Genomic DNA, 17481 nt, shown 5'->3' with positions numbered 1-17481 from the left:
AATATGGTTTTGACGGCATCCGGAACGATTTCCGGATAGAATTTGCCATCACGTTTTAAGATCCTGAAAACAATGGTTTTACCGGCGGTACCAGGTTCCCGTTTTCCCTGAATCCGTTTGGCGCCAAGGTATCGCTATTCAGCTTAATTTTAATTACAATCACAATATGACCTGCCCATCAGATAAGCGTCGGCCTGCATTACAAAAAGTCGGAGAAGGAATTTCAGCTCGTCAGATTGCACAGGAGCACGGTATTGCCTTTTTAACCATTCCGCGTTGAAAAAGGCAACCAGCCCCTAAAGGCTATCTGGAAAATAGAAAAATCTTGAAAATTCATTTAGATAAATGACATACAGATGCCAAAATCCATCCCGATACCTATCTTAGAGAAAGGACATAACATTTTGGTTGTACCCTAAGTTTCTATTTATCGGGCATCCAAGCGTTTGAATGTCAGCAGGAAAAAACGCTGAGACACCCGAAAAGCCATCCTGAGTGCAGACGGCACTTTATCTGTCTACGGTAACACGACCAAAAGCGACAGACACAATACAAGTCAGCCTTAAACTGCGATTTTAAAGCCCGGTAAGACGCTGGGAGTTTTCAGTAAAAGCATGGGCGGATTGCAAAATAGTGATTATGGGCGTCACTTTATAGAAGCCGTCTGAAAAAGGGAAAGAATGGTTTGTTTATTGCAAAGATGATTTTGTTATGCTGATTAAAAGAATCATGATAACACGGGCAGGTCAGATTCTTGAATCCGACACTTGCTTAAAAAGCAAGGAAACCTTTTCAATTCAAGATAAAGTTTGCTATTACGGGCAAGATGTCGGGTCGGGGTATCTGATCTATCCCGTCAGCTATATATGCCGGCAGGGATTAGGTGTGGAATAGATATTTAACACAAAGGCCGTCTGAAAAAGATTTTTCAGATGGCCTTTTAAATTTTGGATGATTTTATCCGGAAAATTGTCGGTTAAATTCAATAAATTCTGTTTTCTTAGCTTTGGCTTTTCCTGAATCAATCGCTTCACACGCAGCCGCTGCGCCTGCGGCCAAAGAATCGGCCACATTGCCCGCATACAAAGCGGCAGCGGCATTGAGTACCACAATGTCGCGTGCGGTACTGTGTTCGCCGTTTAGAACGGCATCCATTTTCGCCAGAGATTCTTGGCTGTTTTCGACGCGGATGTCGTCAAGATTGCGCCGGATTTCCATGCCGAAATCTTGCGGATTGATGTCGTATTCACGGATAGTACCGTTTTTTAGTTCTGCCACCCGGGTGTTGCCGGTGAGCGTGATTTCGTCCAAACCGCCCTCACCGCACACTACCAGCACATGTTTCGAGCCCAATTGCTGTAACACGCGCGAGAGAATACCGCATAAATCGATGTGGAACACGCCCAAGAGCTGGTTGGGCGCGCCTGCCGGATTGGTTAACGGGCCCAAGATATTGAAAATGCTGCGGAAACCGAGCGAACGGCGTACAGGCGCGACATGACGCATGGCGCTATGGTAGTTTTGTGCAAACATAAAGCCTATGCCGGTTTGGGCTATGCTTTGGGCAACCTGTTCGGGCGTAACATTCAAAACTGTACCCATTTGTTCCATAACATCAGCCGCGCCGCTGGAAGAAGATACCGATCGGCCACCGTGTTTGGCAACTTTTGCACCTGCTGCCGCGGCGACAAACATGGCAGTGGTCGAAATATTGAATGTTTTCGCACCATCACCGCCCGTACCGACGATATCAACCAGATTATCAGCATCGCCTACCGGCACTTTGGTTGAAAATTCACGCATAACCGCCGCCGCCGCCGTGATTTCGGAAACGGTTTCCACTTTAATGCGCAAGCCGGTCATAATCGCCGCGATTTGCTCCGGAGGCACTTGACCACTCATGATTTGGCGCATCAAATCACTCATTTCATCGTAAAAAAGCTCGTTGTTGCCGATTAAACGTTCAATTGCCTGTTGTGGCGTAATCATGCGGTTTCCTTTAGTAATGGGTGGGATGTTGCGCGGCTTATTCTGGTTCTGGCGTATTTCCGGGGCCAGTAGGGACACCTGCAAGCCAAGCGCAAAACATGACGGCGGATATGCAAAACCACAGCCAAATATAAGCCAGCGCGGAAGCAAAATCTGAAGGCGGCAGCCAAAAAGTGTGTGCTTCCATATAGTGTGTGATGATTTTAAACAGCCATGCGCCAATCACGATGGCTAAGAAAACCGCTGTGGCGCAAAAACTGATAATATATCCGCCACGTTTGTCGCGGTAAACCTGTTTGGCAACGCATATGGCAACAGTCAGCAAAATCAGGGGCAGGCAAGTCAGCGTGGCGTAGAGCAGTATTTCAAAAAGATGGGCAGACGTGCTCAATGGCGACAAATGATAACCGTTTTGCTGCTCGGCCCACCTGAGCATCTGCCAGTTGGCTTCAATGACGAGCAATGATACGCCGAAACCGCCGATGAGTGAATAAAAAAGCACTTGGCGGCCGGGATAGGGGTAGTTGGTCATGATGCGGCAATATCCTTATGTCTCTCCATAAATTAAATTATGGGATTTGCCGGTAGCGGAAATGGATAAGTGTCCGCAGGGCCCGTATGGTCGGAAAATAGGGCGAAATTTCAATCCGACAGCCGGCCTAAGGCAAATTTGAAATTTACGGTGGTTTGTGAATAGATAAAGTTGCTTGCTGAGTACGAGTAAAAACATTGCCGAATATGTTGTACTGAAAAGTATTTTCCAGCCTCACGGGAAATGCATTATGAGGCCGTCTGAAATATATCTTTTGGGCAGAATAGGTTCGGACGGCATTTGTTATATGAAACTTCAGACTGCTGTTATGCCGGTTAGTTCATTGAAATTGAATTTTTTGCATCAGTTGGCACAGCTGCGAAAATCTTTAAATTCTTCCAGAAAATTGCGCAGCATGTCATGGCCGTGTTCGGTCAGCAATGCTTCGGGGTGAAATTGCACACCTTCTATGGCGTAGTCTTTGTGGCGCACCCCCATGATTTCCTGATCATCTGTCCATGCGGTGACTTCAAGACAACGGGGCAGGGCGTGGCGGTCGATGACCAAACTGTGATAACGCGTGCAGGTGACAGGATCAGGCAGGCCTTTAAACATGCCTTGATTGGTATGGCGTACAGGAGAAACTTTGCCGTGCATTAAGGTTTGTGCACGCACGATATTGCCACCGAACGCTTCGCCTATGGTTTGATGGCCGAGACACACGCCCATAATCGGCAGTTTGTCCGCAAAATGACGCATGGTGGCAACGGAAATGCCGGCTTCTTTGGGTGAACAAGGGCCTGGGCCGACAATCAGATATTGCGGATTGAGCACGGTGATTTCGTCTAAAGTAATGTCGTCGTTGCGACGCACAACGACTTCTTGGCCGAGTTCGGCAAAATATTGGACGATGTTATAGGTGAAACTGTCATAGTTATCGATAAAGAGCAGCATTTTTAACCTTATATTTTTTATATATTTATCTTATTTCAGACGGTTTAATTTTTCACAATTTCGAGGTTATCGGGATCGTTGATGAACAGCCACATTTTTTCATCGGTGGTAAACACGCCGTTGCGGATCAGATAGTGCAAATCGTGTCTCACTTGGGCATCAGCTTTACGGACAACCACGCGTATATTGTTGCGATATGCGGCCATTTCGAGAATTTTGGCCGCAAATTTCGGCTGGTGCAAACGGGCATGGGCGAGCGGATTGCGGCGGATGTATTCATTTAATTTTCGGGCACTACTTTTGAAATCAGTGTGCAACGGGTCAATGAATACGATATGAAACGGCATCCGGCTGAGGTAATCATGTTCGATATCCATCATCTGTGCCTTTTCTGTTAAATCGTGACTGATGTTAATCTTATCAGCAATTCAGGCTGTCTGAAAGGATTTTTGCGCCAGAAAAATGCCTGCAAATCTTTCAGACGGCCTGCCGGTAGCAGCACTTTGCCGTTTAAGGCAATTTAGGTTTCACCTTGACGCTCAAAGGCAGATGATCGGAGAGTCTTTGCCAGTTGCGGCTGTTGTGGATTTGGGTATCCATGATTTCCAAATTACGCGTATAGACGCGGTCAAGACTCAACAGCGGCATGCGGGAAGGGAAGGTTTTGGGACGTTTGCCTTTGCTGTCGAGAAACACTTCGTCTAAGTTGAGCGCTTTGCCTAGAGAAATGGCTGATTTGTAACGCCAATCGTTAAAATCACCAGCGATGATCAACGGGTTCTGCGTGTCAATCTGCTGGCTGACGTATTCAAAAATGGCCTGATATTGTTTGGCGCGGTCGGGTTCGCGCAGATTTAAGTGAGCGCACAAACATACCAAAGGCACCTCCCATCCTTCAGGCAGCACTTCGCAATGCAACAGGCCGCGTTGTTCGTGTTTATTGACCGTGATATCCAGATTGTTGCGGGTTTCAATCGGCAGGTGGCTGAGGATGGCATTGCCGTGATGGCGTTGCGGATAGGTGGCGTTTTTGCCGTAGCTTCGGTTGAACGAAAGATATTCGCCCAACACATCATAATGCGGTTCGTTTGGATATTCGAGAATTTTGTTGCTGCGGTTGACATGCATTCCTTGTACTTCCTGCAGAAACAATACATCCGATTTGAGTGATTGCAAAGCGTCGCCCATGCTGTCGAGCTGGTATTTGCGGTTCAGCGCCGACATGCCTTTGTGCATATTGTAGGATGTAATGGTAACGGGACGGGGGGACATTGCATGGCCTAGCTGTGTATTTCGTTATGGTCGGTTCATGAGCTGATTTTTATTCGAGTTTTTATTCGAGCCGGCTATTTTGACTGGTTACAGTATAGCATTATTGAGACAGCGTTTTTTTTGAGCGATGTAAAAAATTATCAGCTTTGGCAAGCCGCAGTAAGCGTCAGGCCGTTTGAAATCCTGGTTTCAGACGGCCTGTAAATCTGTTTGTTTAATTATCTTTCAAAAAGGCATTCACGCCGCTGTCGCAACGGATTTGCCGTGTTTCCAAAGTGTGCTGCAAGAGTGTATCGTTTTGCGGCAGCGCATTACGTCCGGCTTCGTGATGCCATAAATGATAAGCGATACCGGCGAATTTGAGGTTGTGCCTTTTCATGCCGTTATGGAAGCAACGGGCGACAAATTCGCTGTCTTCACGCCCCCAGCCGACAAACCAATTGTTAAAACCGTTAACCGCCAGTGCGTCATCGCGGAAAAAACCCATGTTGCAGGTTTTGATACCGCGGTGGTTTCGGTTGCCGCTTTGGCCGGCCAAAGCGGATAAGCAACGGCAGCGCAAGGCGGAAAGGCGCTTTTCTATGCCTGGGTCAAATAGGGAAATATCGGGCAATTGATCAGATGCCAAAATCTCCTGCGTGCGTGCTTCACTTAAAATCACGCGCGAGCCTTGTACTAAGCGGCCTTTAAGTGCGAGTTTCAAATGATCATTGATAAATGCAGCATCCAGCAGCATATCACCGTCAATCAACACAATATAATCGCCCTTGGCGATTGCCAACGCGCGGTTGCGTGATTCGGCGGCGCGAAAGCCGTCGTCAGGCCGCCAAGAATGTTTCACCGGCACAGGGCTGTGTCGGTTGACATATTGAATCACGTCTGCTGTTTCGCGCGTCGAACCGTCATCTGCTACGATAATTTCATCAGGCAGGCGTGTTTGCGACAAGGCCGATTGCAACACAAATGCCAGTGCATCGGGGCGGTTGTAGGTGGTAATGATGAGCGAGACTTTCAGATTCTGATTGCGTTCATGCAGTTTCACATATTTATAGTAAGAGCCTTGCGCATTGGCAACCGAAATCGTGAGGCCGTCTGAACCATAGGCAAAACCGCCTTTCAGAAAATAATTTTTGATAAACGACACGCCGCCGTGCAACAAAGCTTTGGCTGGGGAAGTTTTCTTTTTGAAGCGGTTTTCGTCGGCATACAGCGAAGAATATTGCTGCATTTTCTGAATCAGACCTTCGGCGTTTTCAAAGGAATAATGTTTCAGACGGCCTGATAAAGAATAGCTTTGCGCATCTTTCGGTATGACGAGCGATTCATGTACTCGGCGGTCGGAAAAGCAGGTAAAACGGCGGTGGTAAAGGCGCGGGAGAATATCCGGATACCAGCCGCAACCTTTAATCAAACGGCTGTTGTAATGGTTCAGGCGCGACACGGTATAAATACTTTGCGGGTCGTTTTCTGCCACAGCAGCGCGAATGCTGTCAATCAATTCCTCATCCGGCACTTCGTCGCTGTCAATGCTGAAAATCCAGTCGTTTTGCGCCAAACGTGCGGCCATGTTTTTCATGGGGCCGAAACCGATAAAATCGTGTTTGAAATAGCTGACGTTTTTAAATTGCGCGGCAATCTCGAATGTGCGGTCGGTCGAGCCGTTGTCGAGCAGCAAAACTTCATCAAAACCGCCCAATGCGGCCAACACTTCCGCCAAATAGCGTTCAGAATTTTTTACCAACATGGTGGCAGTTGCCGGAATTCTTGTGTTCATCATGGTCAGGCCGTCTGAAAAATATCTTAACTTAAACGGCTGTATTTTACCCGATATATCGCTACAATACGTATTTCATTTTTCAGACGGCCTGTTTTGACTATGCGATTGCTGTTGGCACCGATGCAAGGATTATGCGATGACGTGATGCGCGATTTATTGACACGCATCGGTGGTTATGACGAATGCGTCAGCGAATTTGTGCGCATCACCCATACCGTGCATTCGCGCGCCACATGGTTGAAATATATGCCTGAAATCGTGAACGGCAACCGAACCTTTGCCGGCACGCCTTGCACAGTGCAGCTTTTGGGCAGCGATGCCGGGCGTATGGCGGTGAACGCATTGGAAGCGGTGCGTTTCGGTGCCGGTAAAATCGATTTAAACTTCGGCTGTCCTGCGCCGACTGTCAACAAACACAAAGGCGGCGCGGTATTGCTGAAAGAGCCGGAACTGATTCACCAGATTGTCAAAACCTTGCGCATACGTTTGCCCGAGTATATCCCGCTCACCGGCAAAATGCGTTTGGGTTTTGAAAACACAGATTTAGCTTTAGCGTGTGCGGCGGCGATTGCCGAAGGCGGCGCATCTGGCTTGACCGTTCATGCGCGCACTAAAGTTGAAGGTTACGAACCGCCGGCGCACTGGGATTGGGTGCGCAAAATCCGCGATGCTGTGCCGATTCCGGTCACGGCCAACGGTGATGTGTTCACGCTGGAAGATTATTTGGCGATCAAAGAAGTCAGCGGTTGCAACAGCGTGATGCTGGGGCGCGGCGCGGTTATCCGACCGGATTTGGCGCGGCAAATCAAACAATATGAACGTGGCGAAGAGGTTAAGGAAACCGATTTCGCCGAAATTGCCGGCTGGATTAATCTTTTTTTTGATTTGTGTGCCGCAAAAGAAGCGCACAACAAATACCCCGTAGCACGTTTGAAACAATGGCTCGGCATGATGAAAAAAGAATTTCCGCAAGCACAAGAATTATTTGAGCGCGTACGCACGGCGAAAGAAGCTGATGAAGTGAAAAAGGTGTTACAAGCTTTCGAAAAAGAACAGGAAAAGAATTAAGGCAGAGGCTTCGTGGCCGTCTGAAAAAACGACATGCCGTCTGAACAGAAGAAGGTTCAGACGGCATGTTTCATGTATAGTGTATAGTGAAATGACTAAAAAACCGATACAGCATCGGCCCGCCTCAGCTCAAAGAACACGATTTGATAAACCACTGAATCAGTAACAGAACCTGTTCCATACTATCCGTACTGTCTCAGCAGGCCGCCTTGTCCCTATCTTTTATTGATTCCATTACATCTTTAAGAAGCCAATACACGCGGGAAGAAAACTTCGTTTTCCAAATGAATATGGTCAGTTAAATCATTGACCATTTCTTCCGCCAAGCGGTACAAACGCGTCCAACTGCTGCAGGCTTCTGCCGGAATTTCAAAATTATTCGTCAATTTACGCAGGCGTCCAATCGCTTTATCATGTTCTTCATGCTCATGCATCATCACGCTGACCGGCATTGCTGCACCATGGCCAATGCCTTGGTTTATCATTGGAAACAGCATACGCTCTTCCTTCATCATGTGGCTCAACAGCTCGTTTTTCATGTGCGACAGCAATTCGGCAACCTCAGCCGGAAACGTATCCTTATGTACTGCAGCCACTTTTTGCGCCAACGGCACCAATTCATCAAGCTGGGCACGATGCATATTATGATAACGTTGCAAAATATGGTCAATGGTCGCACCAAAAGGCGCAGTTTCCCAAACGGTAAAATCAGCCATGGTCAGGTTCCCCGTACCGGTATAATATAAAGGTCTTCAGACAATCTTTACTAAAAAATACATATTTTATGAATATATTAAACAAGCGCAAGGATACACTGGTTTAATGGCTTTGTACAAAAGTAAATAAATATCTGAGAATAAGAGTAATTTTCAAAAATCTTCTTGAAATTGATCAAGAGATAACAAATAACAAGGCTAAGAATCAGACATTAAAAATCCCAAGTTTTCCTGACTTGGGATTTGGTATTTGGCAGAGGGGAAGGGATTCGAACCCTCGATACGCTATTAACGTATACACACTTTCCAGGCGTGCGACTTAAACCACTCATCCACCCCTCTATAAAAAGGATTATCTGCCAAGCACAATAAAACTGCCGATTAAGCAAACAATAAATAAAAATCCGGTTTCAAACCGGAAGTTGGTGCCCAAGAGAAGACTCGAACTTCCACACCCGTGAGGATACTAGCACCTGAAGCTAGCGCGTCTACCAATTCCGCCACTTGGGCATTCAAATTTTTGAAGCAAAGCAGGCCAATATATTCTGGTGCCCAAGAGAAGACTCGAACTTCCACGCCCGTGAGGACACTAGCACCTGAAGCTAGCGCGTCTACCAATTCCGCCACCTGGGCTTTGCTTTATTTGCCGTTTTACGTTACAGTACCCAAAGTGCTGCTGCAAACGAAGTGGCTATTATATATTTACAACGAAGAATGTCAACTGCAAAAATGACTAAAAAAATTAAATCATTAAATCTACGAGAAAAAGATCCTTACTTGGAGCGAGAAAAGCAGCGTTACGATGAGCCGTTGCCCAGCCGAGAGTGGGTGATTGAATTATTAGAACAAAAAGGCGTGCCGACCAAAATCGAAGCGTTGGCACGCGAATTGTCAATTAAAGAAGAAGAATACGAATTTTTCGAACGCCGTCTGAAAGCAATGGCGCGTGACGGTCAGGTATTAATCAACCGCCGTGGCGCAGTGTGCGTTGCGGACAAACTGGCCTTGATGAAATGCCGTGTCGAAGCGCATAAAGACGGGTTCGGTTTTGCCGTGCCGTTGGAAAAAACAGGTGAGGGTGATTTTGTGTTGTACGAGCGGCAGATGCGCGGTGTGATGCATGGTGATATTGTTACCGTGCGTCCTGTCGGTATTGACCGCCGCGGCCGCCGTGAAGGTATGGTGCTGGATATTATTGAGCGTGCGCAGGTTCAGGTGGTCGGCCGTTTCTATATTGACCGCGGCATTGCGATTTTAGAAGCAGAAGATAAACGTTTAACGCAGAGCATCGTGTTGGAGCCGGATAGTGTCACGCGGTTTAAGCCAGAACCGGGGCAGGTAATTGTAGCCGAAATCGAGAGCTATCCTGAATTACACCGTCCTGCCGTAGCAAAAATTATCGAAGTGTTGGGTGAATATGCCGATAGTGGTATGGAAATCGAAATTGCCGTACGCAAACATCATTTACCGCACCAATTCAGTGATGCTTGCCAAAAAGCAGCGGCTAAGATCACCAATCATGTACGTAAAAGTGATTTGAAAGGCCGCGCGGATTTGCGCGAATTGCCGCTGGTCACCATCGACGGCGAAACCGCACGCGACTTTGATGATGCAGTTTATGCTGAGAAAATCGGCCGCAACTACCGTTTGATGGTGGCGATTGCCGATGTCGGCCATTATGTACGCCCGAACGATGCGATCGACAATGATGCTGCCGAACGCAGCACCAGTGTCTATTTCCCGCGTCGTGTGATTCCGATGCTGCCGGAAAACCTTTCCAACGGTATTTGCTCGCTTAATCCTGATGTCGAACGCTTGTGTATGGTTTGCGACATGTCCATCACCTATGCCGGTAACGTGAAGGAATACAAATTCTATCCGGCAGTGATGCGCTCTCATGCCCGTTTAACTTACAACCAAGTGTGGCAATGGATTTCAGAAGGTTCAGACAATCCGTTGAAACCGCAAATCGATACATTGTACAAACTCTTCCAAGTTTTGCAGAAAAAACGCCAAGATCGCGGCGCAGTAGAATTTGAAAGTGTTGAAACACTGATGATCTTTGACGACAACAGTAAAATCGACAAAATCGTGCCGGTGCAGCGCAACGACGCACATAAATTGATTGAAGAATGCATGTTGGCGGCAAATGTGTGCGCGGCGGATTTTTTGTTGAAAAACAAACATACCGCTTTATTCCGCAACCACTTGGGACCGACACCGGAAAAACTGGCAACATTGCGCGAGCAATTGGGCTTGCTGGGCTTGAGCTTGGGAGGCGGCGACAAACCGACACCTAAAGACTACGCCGCCTTGGCCCAACAATTCAAAGACCGTCCGGACGGAGAATTGCTGCAAATAATGATGTTGCGCTCGATGCAGCAGGCAGTTTATGAGCCGCACAACGATGGTCATTTCAGTTTGGCTTACGAATCATATGCGCATTTCACTTCACCAATCCGCCGTTATCCGGATTTGACGGTTCACCGTGCGATTAAGGCCGTGCTGCGAGGTGAAAAATACACGCCGTTGAAAACATGGCAGGCATTGGGTGTGCATACTTCGTTTTGTGAGCGTCGTGCCGATGATGCCGGCCGGGACGTGGAAAACTGGCTGAAAACCTACTATATGCGTGATAAGGTTGGTGAAGTATTTAAAGGCAAAATCTCCGGCATGACCAGCTTCGGCATTTTTGTCACTTTAGACGACATTTACATCGACGGTTTGGTGCACATCAGCGATTTGGGCGAAGACTATTTCAATTTCCGTCCGGAAGTCATGGTGATTGAAGGCGAACGCAGTGGCATGCGTTTTAATATGGGTGATGAATTGATGGTCAAAGTTGCCCGTGCGGATTTGGATACAAGCAAGATTGATTTGGTGTTGGCGGACAGTCATACAAACACTCAAAAAAACAGCCGCCGTCAAGCATCAAAAGCCGGTGCGAAAACAGAAGAAATAAAGCAGCCTGCCTCAGCCAGCAAAGCAAAGACACGCAGTAAAAAATTGTCGGTTAAGGAAATTGACGAGCAAATGGCTGCCGACAAGCAGAAGTCTCTGCGTCATAAAACAGACGAACACCAACAGGCTACGAAATCCAAAGTAGAAAAAAAACAAAAAATCATCTAAAAATAAAAGCATTAGAAAAGCAAAATCCTGATGTCAGGCAATAGAAAGGCCGTCTGAAAAATATTTTTCAGACGGCTTCGGCACATTTGCAGATTGCCACGCAATAGCACAGAAGTCCTAATTTAGCTTCAGACGGCCGCTCAAAACGGCGACAATGCATATGCCGTTTGGCAGAGGTTCATTTGTCGGGGTGCATGCCGAATCGCCGCATAATCCCTATCCTCAAACTTTACGTTTTTTAAATAATATTTACCGTTATGGCTTAGATGGTCGTTGACCTGAGGAAAAGCCATAAGTTTTACTGCTGCCCGGCAGGTTCAAGTGGCATGACGGCAAATTAAAAATGATTGTCCGACAGCGTGTCTAACGGCCGAAAGAGCACTATAAATAAACCAAAGAAGCTGTGTTTCTGCGCCAGAAAACGGAAAATTCACATCAAAAACCCTTTGCCGCATCTAAATAGTTTGCAGCGCAGCCAAAGTTATGCCGAAGCCTTACTATAGTAAAACCACCCTAAAATCAAACCCTATCAATTCCCATAACATACCCCACCCGATTCCGCCAAAAAATCTTCAATGACATCGATAACAATGAAAAATGACAAGCCGTTCGTTATAGATCGTTACAAAATCGGCAAAGAGGCCATTTTCGGATGGTATGAGAACTCCGAACCCAAAAGTGATATAGCGCGCCAGCCCACCAAGATCGATGACGAAGCACGGCTCCAAGGTGTCGGACAATATCCCGATGATTACCAATGGCAGAGGACTTTGCGCGCCAACTGTGCGCAATCGTCCCTTTCCTATGCATTGAAACAACTCGGTATCACCCATAAAAAAGTGCAACAAACGCCCCAGGAAAACGCAGGAAAAAGAGCAGAATTCTTAAAGCGGCCGGTTGTTTTTACAGAGCAGAAACGAAAGATTGTTTATCTTGATGAGGGCGGTTTCAAGCATGCCCAGCATAGGCCTTACGGTTATGCGCCGCCCAAGGGTGGAATCTGTTATGGGCGGTATGATTGGCACTTGAAGAACGGGACCAGTGCCATTGGTGCCATCCTCTAGGAGGGGAAACCGTTTGCGGTCCGGTTGTTTGACGGCCTTGCCAACAGCAATATTGTTTACCGTTGGGTTACCCAAGTACTCATACCTTGGCTTCCATCCCAAAGCGTGGTGGTGATGGATAATGCCGCGTTTCACAAACGTGCGGTATCCGAGAAGCAATCGGAGCCGCCGGGCATACCTTCCTCCGGTTGTCTCCGATAACCCGGACTTGAATCCGATTGAAAAGATGTGGGTTTGGGTTAAACGGCTGCGTAAGATGTGGCGGCTGGGCTGTGTCGATTCTTTGTTCTTTTATTTGCTTTGGTTTGGTTTTTTAATGATTTTACTATACTGGATTATGCCAAGGCTAAAACTAACTGAAGCATGATTTATTACAGCGGGCAGGGTGTCGATACTGATTTTTCCCGAGCTGTACACAGGTCTGAATCCGCCGCCGAACGACAATATGCCATGTGCAATACAATCTGACCTGTTTCATTTTCACAGCGCGGGCGTACGGAAAAATTCAACCAAAGCATGGGGCCATCATCGAAAACGGCTACGAACAAACAAATGTCTTGAAAAAATGGTTAGCACAATGGCAACAGGCAGTCTGAAAAACAATTCATTTGTAAAGTTTTAGGGCTGAAGCAGATTAGCAGTCATGTCAGACTGAAAAAATAAAGATAACCATTGCAAATTAACAAAGAATACCCAAAGAAAACTCCTCCGGTTTTTCGTACCGGAAGCCACCGCCCGTGCAGCCGCTGATATTTTGGGTATCCAACCCGGTTGGGCTATGTTGTCCTACCGCAAAACCCGCCGGGTGACAGCCTGTCATTTGGCGCAGGAAGCCGATGAGGTTTTCAGAGGCCCCACCGGGCCGGACGAAGGTTATTTCGGCGGTCGGCGTAAAGGCAAACGCGGACGTGCGGCAGCAGGGAAAGCGGCTGTATCCGGCATCTTAAAGTGGCAGGGAAAGGTTGGTACCGCCGTTGTGGGGATAGCGGGAAGGATGCCTTATTTCCGGTTGTCAAACAGCAAACAACACCTGACAGCATTGTTTATACCGGTAGTGACAGGAACTGTGGCGTGTTTGATGCGGGGCAGGTTCGCGCGTCGCCGCTCAACCGTTCACAGCTTTTTGCAGACCGTCAAAACCCTATCGGCGGCATTGGAAATTGTTGGAACCGGGCGAAGTGCGTCTTGCGCAAATACAATGGGGTTGGCCGTAAACCTTTCCCGCTGTCCTTGAAAGAATGCGGGTTCCGTTTTGACTTTGGCGCACCGTCCGGGCAGCTTGAAATGCTGCGGAAATGGTGTGGTGTTTGGGGATAATCTACGTCAGCCCAAGTTTAAAGTTTTAAGTAAAGATTCTAGCGGAACAACCCAAATTGTTCCTTCTTCCAAACTGGTTTCGACCGTAACCGGCTATCCGGTTCAGCCAAACAAAGCCATTGTCGGTGCCAATGCCTTTGCACATGAATCAGGTATTCACCAAGACGGCGTTGGGAAAATTATCCGGGCGCAACGCCTTCAAAACCAAGCTGCAGGAATTAGGTATTGAATTGGAAAGCGAAGAAGCCTTAAATGCCGCGTTTGCCCGCTTCAAAGAACTGGCTGATAAAAAACGTGAAATTTTCGACGAAGATTTGCACGCTTTGGTATCCGATGAAATGACTTTGGCCACCGAGCAATATAAATTTATTTCTCAAAAAATCCACACCGAAACAGGCGAATTGCCAACTGCAGAAGTCGTGTTCAGCGTTAACGGCAGGGAACACCGCGCTACGGCCAACGGCTCAGGTCCGGTGGATGCGATTTTCAAAGCCATTGAAAGCGTGGCTCAAAGCCAATCAACTTTGCAGATTTATTCGGTTAATGCCGTTACCCAAGGCACCGGATTGCAGGTTGATTGATTTGAGGTTGGAAGTGTTTCATTGTGTCAATATTTCTTGAGCTTGCTGACTTAAATATAAAGAAAACGCTGTCTGAAAGTACATGATGCCAACCATTGCAACTTTTCAGACAGCTTTCATATTGCATTTTTTATGCTGCTTTCAAGCGGTAGAGGAATGCGGTTTCTTGTTGGCGGGCAAAAGCGAGCGGATCATCAGGATTGGCCGCTTTGCCGTGTTGCGGTTTGGTGTGCAATACATCAATGATTTCCAAAGAGGCCGTATGAAACCATTTGCGCAAATCATCAGATTGGCGTAAATGTAGGTGTTCGGCCAAATCAGAAATAATCAGCCATGCCTCGCCGCCTTCATTCAAATGTCCACCTGCGCCGTTGAGAAAGGCTTTCAGCATAGTATGGCCGGTATCGTAGAGTGCGGTTTCAATGGGCGAGGTCGGTTTGGCGGGTAGCCACGGCGGATTGCAGACAATTAAATCGGCGCGGCTTTCCGGAAATAGATTCACTGCCTGAATTTCTACCTGCTTTTCATAGCCCAAATTCGATAAATTTTTTGTCGCGCAGACGATGGCTTGCGGATTGGTGTCGGTAGCAGTGATATGCTGAATACCGCGTTTGGCCAACAGCGCGGCAATCACGCCGGAACCTGTGCCGATATCAAAGGCCGTCTGAAAATCGGTATTGAGTGGGGCGTGGGCAATTAAATCCAAATATTCGCCGCGCAAAGGCGAAAACACGCCAAACGGCACATGAATTTTGCCGCCTAATGCTTTTAGGTAAATGCCTTTTTTGTGCCATTCGTGCGCACCGATAAAGCCGAGCAGCTGATTTAGCGGCAGTAAAAAAGTGCGGTCGTTTTCTTCGCCGTATACATCTAGCAGAGCAGGGCGGATGTCCGGTGCGCGCGGGATGTCTGATTTGAATCCTACGCCGATTTCCATGGCCAACATATTCAATATCCGGCTTTGCTGCGCCTGCCGCATGCGGTGGGTATGAAAGGCCGTCTGAACATTGGCAGGCGCTTTTTTAGATTTCGCCGATTTGCGTACACGTTTTTTCATGGCGGCCAGCACTTGCTTGGCTTGGTGAAAATCACCTGTCCAAACGGTGGCGGTGTGTTCGTAGGCGGCTTTTAATACTGTATCGGTGTTGGCATCGTGCAGATAAACTGCTTTTTGCGGCGGCTTTTGTGTGCTTTGATTGCGCCATTCAATTTCATTATTTTGTGATAGGAATCAGCGAATTCATGGTAAATCATCTATTTGCAGAGGTTTGAGAGTGTACTATATTTTTCAGACGGCTTCATTAATAATAATGATTAAATTGGACAATATGTATAAAAATTTTAACTATATGAAAATTTTCATATGCTGAGTTACAAAAAATATTGTCGTTTTTTCTAATTTGCGTATAATGCTTTCTAACTCAATCACGAATTTTCCAAATTTTTAGACAAAGGAACATCATGCAACTGGACATTGACCGCTTGGTCGCTTATTTCGGTGGTGTGAATGCGTTGGCAGAAGCGCTGAAGCAACACGACCCCGAAAATGCCGCAACCACTGCAGCCATCTACAAATGGCGCACCCGAGGCTCGTTGCCTTTGGCGCAATTACAAAAAATAACCGCCCTAGCCGAAGCACAAGGACGCCGCTTAGATTTGAATGCTTTTTTACAAAAACAAGATTCTCTGGAGAGAAATGACATGACACAAACAAACCGCGTAATTATTTTTGATACCACCCTGCGTGACGGCGAGCAATCACCCGGTGCGGCCATGACCAAAGAAGAGAAAATTCGCATTGCCCGCCAATTGGAAAAGTTGGGTGTCGATGTGATTGAAGCCGGCTTTGCCGCAGCCAGCCCGGGCGATTGGGATGCGGTCAATTCAATTGCTAAAATTATTACTAAATCAACAGTTTGTTCTTTATCCCGCGCAGTAGAAAACGATATCCGAAAAGCCGGCGAAGCCATTGCGCCGGCACCAAACAAACGCATTCACACTTTTATCGCCACCAGCCCAATCCACATGGAATACAAGTTGAAAATGAACCCGAAGCAAGTGGTTGGAGCGGCAGTAAAAGCAGTGAAAACTGCCAAAGAATACACCGATGATGTTGAATTTTCATGCGAAGATGCATTGCGCAGCGAAATCGGCTTTTTGGCTGAAATTTGTGGCGCAGTCATAGAAGCCGGTGCCACTACCATCAATATTCCGGATACCGTCGGCTACTCTATACCTTATAAAACCGAAGAATTTTTCCGTGAGCTGATTGCCAAAGCACCGGGCAGCGACCGCGTGGTTTGGTCAGCACACTGCCACAACGACTTGGGCTTGGCCGTAGCCAATTCATTGGCTGCATTAAAAGGTGGCGCACGCCAAGTGGAATGTACCGTCAACGGCTTGGGCGAACGCGCAGGTAATGCATCAATTGAAGAAATCGTGATGGCATTGAAAGTACGCAATGATTTGTTCGGCTTGGAGACCGGCATCAATACAACCCAAATTGTTCCTTCTTCCAAACTGGTTTCGACCGTAACCGGCTATCCGGTTCAGCCAAACAAAGCCATTGTCGGTGCCAATGCCTTTGCACATGAATCAGGTATTCACCAAGACGGCGTGTTGAAACACCGCGAAACCTACGAAATCATGTCGGCCGAATCCGTCGGATGGTCAACCAACCGCTTGAGCTTGGGAAAATTATCCGGGCGCAACGCCTTCAAAACCAAGCTGCAGGAATTAGGTATTGAATTGGAAAGCGAAGAAGCCTTAAATGCCGCGTTTGCCCGCTTCAAAGAACTGGCTGATAAAAAACGTGAAATTTTCGACGAAGATTTGCACGCTTTGGTATCCGATGAAATGACTTTGGCCACCGAGCAATATAAATTTATTTCTCAAAAAATCCACACCGAAACAGGCGAATTGCCAACTGCAGAAGTCGTGTTCAGCGTTAACGGCAGGGAACACCGCGCTACGGCCAACGGCTCAGGTCCGGTGGATGCGATTTTCAAAGCCATTGAAAGCGTGGCTCAAAGCCAATCAACTTTGCAGATTTATTCGGTTAATGCCGTTACCCAAGGCACCG

The 17481-nt window shown here is 47.3% G+C and carries 12 protein-coding genes, 3 tRNA genes and 3 pseudogenes; 6 read left to right on the top strand and 12 right to left on the bottom strand.

Translation table 11 applies throughout. The features are described from left to right. From C7N83_RS16080 to C7N83_RS08735, 7 genes and pseudogenes are all read right to left on the bottom strand, one after another. Positions 1-131 (bottom strand): annotated as a pseudogene (locus tag C7N83_RS16080) (IS1595 family transposase); the annotation flags it as partial. A gap of 826 nt (positions 132-957) precedes the next feature. Next, on the bottom strand, positions 958-1989 hold the full coding sequence (gene trpD, locus C7N83_RS08760; protein ID WP_106742068.1) for an anthranilate phosphoribosyltransferase: 1032 nt from the start codon (positions 1987-1989) through the stop codon (positions 958-960). A gap of 37 nt (positions 1990-2026) precedes the next feature. Further along, positions 2027-2521: a hypothetical protein gene (locus C7N83_RS08755; protein ID WP_106742067.1), complete on the bottom strand. Its 495-nt coding sequence runs from the start codon at positions 2519-2521 to the stop codon at positions 2027-2029. A gap of 363 nt (positions 2522-2884) precedes the next feature. Continuing rightward, positions 2885-3475 (bottom strand): aminodeoxychorismate/anthranilate synthase component II, encoded by a 591-nt coding sequence (locus C7N83_RS08750; protein WP_106742065.1) that lies wholly within the window; start codon positions 3473-3475, stop codon positions 2885-2887. A 44-nt stretch (positions 3476-3519) separates the two neighbouring features. Next, a complete protein-coding gene (locus C7N83_RS08745) occupies positions 3520-3852 on the bottom strand; it encodes a hypothetical protein (protein ID WP_106742063.1) in 333 nt (110 codons plus the stop codon). A gap of 133 nt (positions 3853-3985) precedes the next feature. Then, positions 3986-4747, bottom strand: coding sequence for an endonuclease/exonuclease/phosphatase family protein (locus C7N83_RS08740; protein ID WP_106742062.1), 762 nt, complete (start codon positions 4745-4747; stop codon positions 3986-3988). Between the two features lie 214 nt (positions 4748-4961). After that, on the bottom strand, positions 4962-6521 hold the full coding sequence (locus C7N83_RS08735; RefSeq protein WP_211296620.1) for a glycosyltransferase family 2 protein: 1560 nt from the start codon (positions 6519-6521) through the stop codon (positions 4962-4964). Between the two features lie 102 nt (positions 6522-6623). On the opposite strand from C7N83_RS08735, the gene C7N83_RS08730 reads away from it, so the two are divergent. Continuing rightward, a complete protein-coding gene (locus C7N83_RS08730; RefSeq protein ID WP_106742059.1) occupies positions 6624-7592 on the top strand; it encodes a tRNA dihydrouridine synthase in 969 nt (322 codons plus the stop codon). A 242-nt stretch (positions 7593-7834) separates the two neighbouring features. Here C7N83_RS08730 and dnrN read toward each other — a convergent pair whose 3' ends face one another. The 4 genes from dnrN to C7N83_RS08710 all read right to left on the bottom strand — a co-directional run bounded on the left by dnrN (position 7835) and on the right by C7N83_RS08710 (position 8941). Next, complete coding sequence (gene dnrN / locus C7N83_RS08725; RefSeq protein ID WP_106742057.1) at positions 7835-8308, bottom strand: iron-sulfur cluster repair protein DnrN; 474 nt, start codon at positions 8306-8308, stop codon at positions 7835-7837. A 251-nt stretch (positions 8309-8559) separates the two neighbouring features. Continuing rightward, positions 8560-8650, bottom strand: a tRNA-Ser gene (locus C7N83_RS08720). An 81-nt stretch (positions 8651-8731) separates the two neighbouring features. Then, positions 8732-8818 (bottom strand) — tRNA-Leu (locus tag C7N83_RS08715). Positions 8819-8854: 36 nt separating this feature from the next. Then, positions 8855-8941, bottom strand: a tRNA-Leu gene (locus tag C7N83_RS08710). Between the two features lie 81 nt (positions 8942-9022). Here C7N83_RS08710 and rnr point away from each other — a divergent pair. The 4 genes and pseudogenes from rnr to C7N83_RS08685 form a co-directional block, all read left to right on the top strand. Further along, on the top strand, positions 9023-11437 hold the full coding sequence (rnr, locus tag C7N83_RS08705) for a ribonuclease R (protein ID WP_170064870.1): 2415 nt from the start codon (positions 9023-9025) through the stop codon (positions 11435-11437). 590 nt (positions 11438-12027) lie between these two features. Then, positions 12028-12501 (top strand): IS630 transposase-related protein, encoded by a 474-nt coding sequence (locus C7N83_RS14250; RefSeq protein WP_170064869.1) that lies wholly within the window; start codon positions 12028-12030, stop codon positions 12499-12501. Between the two features lie 661 nt (positions 12502-13162). Beyond that, positions 13163-13818, top strand: a pseudogene (locus tag C7N83_RS08690) (IS1595 family transposase); the annotation flags it as partial. A gap of 46 nt (positions 13819-13864) precedes the next feature. After that, positions 13865-14390 (top strand): annotated as a pseudogene (locus C7N83_RS08685) (alpha-isopropylmalate synthase regulatory domain-containing protein); the annotation flags it as partial. 139 nt (positions 14391-14529) lie between these two features. Here the strand turns inward: C7N83_RS08685 and C7N83_RS08680 are convergent. After that, complete coding sequence (locus tag C7N83_RS08680) at positions 14530-15609, bottom strand: methyltransferase (protein ID WP_106742055.1); 1080 nt, start codon at positions 15607-15609, stop codon at positions 14530-14532. Positions 15610-15860: 251 nt separating this feature from the next. Here C7N83_RS08680 and C7N83_RS08675 point away from each other — a divergent pair. Continuing rightward, the coding region (locus C7N83_RS08675; RefSeq protein WP_106742054.1) for a 2-isopropylmalate synthase at positions 15861-17481 on the top strand (1621 nt) is incomplete at its 3' end.

Origin of the sequence: Neisseria iguanae, assembly GCF_003013245.1 — a bacterium.
Taxonomy (GTDB): domain Bacteria; phylum Pseudomonadota; class Gammaproteobacteria; order Burkholderiales; family Neisseriaceae; genus Neisseria; species Neisseria iguanae.
The sequence above is the reverse complement of the archived record's forward strand: the minus strand, read 5'-3'. Positions and strand labels throughout refer to the sequence as shown.